This window comes from Nonomuraea sp. NPDC001684 (genome assembly GCF_053596515.1).
On record NZ_JBSFGJ010000799.1, the window covers coordinates 1 to 2175 of the forward strand.

A 2175-nucleotide genomic window follows, 5' to 3' on the forward strand; every position below is an offset into this window, starting at 1 on the left:
TGCTGAATGGCATCGCGACCACGTCATCAAGGGGGTTTCCCATGTCCCATCATCCCCCGAGATCACGCAGAACCGGGCGCAATCGGCTGGGAAACGGCATGCCGCGCTCGGAGAAGTCGGTGAAGGCCATGGTGGTGTCCAGGGCGACCCGCTCATGGCGGACGGCCAGCTCGAAGAACCTCTCGTACTCGGGCATGCCCAGATGCGCGATCACCGCCCGCAGCCGCGGATGGGCGGCCAGCACCGCGCCGATCGGCCCCGGCCCCACGTGGCCGCCGGGCACGGGCACCGAGCTGGCGTGCACGACCACGGGCACGCCCGACTCCGCCAGCAGCCCCCAGACCTCGTCCAGCTCGGGCCCGGCCGGGTCGAAGCCGCCGACCTGGAGGTGCACCTTGAAGATCTGGACGCCGTCCGCCAGCGCCGCGCGCACGTAGTCCGCGACGCCGGGCTCGGGGTAGAACGTCGCCGACGGCAGGCAGTCGGGGTTGCGGCGGGCGAAGTCGAGCGTCCAGGCGTTGAGGTCGCGCGCCATGTCCGGCCGGTGCGCGTACGCCAGGGCGGGGAAGCGCCGTACGCCCATCTCGCGCAGCCTCGTCAGCCGCTCCTCGACCGGGCGTTCGTACTCGATCTTCCAGCCGGCGCCCATCAAGGGGCCGCCGTGGTTGAAGTGATGCCAGACCCGGCGTTCCATTCGTTCGGGCAGGAAATGCACATGCAGGTCGATCAGGCCCGGCAGCCCGAGGTCGCGCCACCACGCCGGAACGTCCGCGTCAGAATGTAGTTCTGCGGCCACAGCCGGGACTTTACCCGGCTAGTGTTTCTCCTCGATGGACATGCTCTGGGCCCACCTGATCAAGGTTCAGCCTGACCCCGACCCCTGGGTCGTGCTGGTCTCGGCTCTGGCCGCGCTCGCGGTCGTCGCGTTCCGCACCCCCTGGCAGGTGTCCAGGGGCCTGATCACGATCGCCCACGAGGGCGGCCACGCGGTCATGGCGCTGCTCACCCGGCGCAAGCTGGAAGGCATCCGGCTCCACTCCGACACCTCCGGCGTCACGCTGACCAGGGGCCGCCCCAACGGCCCCGGCATGGTGCTGACCGCGCTCGCCGGCTACCTGGCCCCCTCGCTGCTGGGGCTGGCCGCCGCCTGGCTCACCGAGCAGGGCCGCATCACGCTGCTGATCTGGAGCGTGCTGCTCTTCCTGGTGTGCATGCTGCTGCTGATCCGCAACCTCTACGGCGCGCTGATCCTGCTGGTCACCGGCGGCGCGGTGTTCGCCCTGTCCATGTACGCCCCCGCCCAGGTCCAGCAGATCGTGGCCATGGTCGCGACGTGGTTCCTGCTGTTCGGCGGCGTCCGGCCGATCGTCGAGCTGCAGCGCAAGCGGCGCAGGCGGCAGGCCAGAGACTCCGACGCCGACCAGCTCGCCCGGCTGACGTTCCTGCCCGGCGGCTTCTACGTCTTCTTCTTCCTGGTCGTGGCCGCCGTGTCGGTGGTGTTCGGCGCGTACCTGATGAACCCGTTGACCCCCTGAAAGCCGAAATTTCACATTAAACTCACCGGCAACAGGGGGGAGTGCCGTGTTGCCAGCCGAGGACGCGCCCGGCTACCGGGTGCTCGATCAGGCGGGCCAGGGCGGTTTCGCCGTCGTCTACCGCGCCTACCAGGAGCGCCTCGACCGGATCGTGGCGCTGAAGGTCCTGTCGGTCGACCGGGTCGACCAGCGCACCATGCGCCACTTCCAGCGCGAGCTCCGGCTCACCGGCCGCCTGACCGGTCATCCCAACGTCGTGACCGTCTTCGACACCGGCGTGACCCGCTCGGGCAAGCCGTACATCGCGATGGACTTCTTCGAGAACGGCTCGCTGCGCGACAAGGTCCGCAAGGAGGGGCCGCTCGCGGTGCCCGACGTGCTGCGCGCGGGCGTCAAACTGGCCGGCGCGCTGGCCGCCGTGCACGAGGCCGGGGTGCTGCACGGCGACATCAAGCCGCAGAACATCCTCATCTCCCGCTACGGCGAGCCCGCCATCGCCGACTTCGGCGTGGCCAGGGTGGTGGACAACGCGGAGATCTCGGCCACCTCCCAGGCGTTCACCCCGCTGCACGCCGCCCCGGAGGTGCTCACCGGGCAGCCGCACTCGGTCTCCGGCGACATCTACTCCCTGGGCTCGACG

At 70.0% G+C, this 2175-nt stretch carries 3 protein-coding genes; 2 read left to right on the top strand and 1 reads right to left on the bottom strand.

Translation table 11 applies throughout. The features are described 5' to 3' along the window. Window positions 1-49: 49 nt before the first annotated feature. A complete protein-coding gene (locus tag ACWCSD_RS51880) occupies window positions 50-796 on the bottom strand; it encodes an amidohydrolase family protein (RefSeq protein WP_449927172.1) in 747 nt (248 codons plus the stop codon). A gap of 34 nt (window positions 797-830) precedes the next feature. Between ACWCSD_RS51880 and ACWCSD_RS51885 the strand changes: the two genes are divergently transcribed. After that, on the top strand, window positions 831-1535 hold the full coding sequence (locus ACWCSD_RS51885; protein WP_358285179.1) for a M50 family metallopeptidase: 705 nt from the start codon (window positions 831-833) through the stop codon (window positions 1533-1535). 46 nt (window positions 1536-1581) lie between these two features. Then, the coding region (locus ACWCSD_RS51890) for a serine/threonine-protein kinase (RefSeq protein WP_449927175.1) at window positions 1582-2175 on the top strand (594 nt) is incomplete at its 3' end.